Here is a 211-nt window from a genome sequence, read left to right on the forward strand (position 1 = left end):
ATACCAATATTGTCGACCAGTTTGTGGTCGAGGTCACTGACCTGACCGGTCAAACCGCAACCGACACCCTGGATATCCAGATCGTCGATACCGCTCCTGAGGCTGCAGATGATGCAAACTCTGTGGATGAAGATGCAACGGCTCCAGTTCTCGGCAACGTTATTACAACCGGACCAGGCAGCGATACCTTAGGTGCCGATTCTCCAACCCT

Annotated in this window: 1 protein-coding gene; it reads left to right on the top strand. The window is 53.1% G+C overall.

Features of this window, described 5'->3' with window-relative positions; translation table 11 throughout:
- A partial coding sequence (locus FCL48_RS25130) for a hypothetical protein (protein WP_169309386.1) occupies nt 1-211 on the top strand: 211 nt, incomplete at both ends.

It is taken from the genome of Desulforhopalus sp. IMCC35007, from assembly GCF_005116575.1.
GTDB lineage: Bacteria > Desulfobacterota > Desulfobulbia > Desulfobulbales > Desulfocapsaceae > Desulforhopalus_A.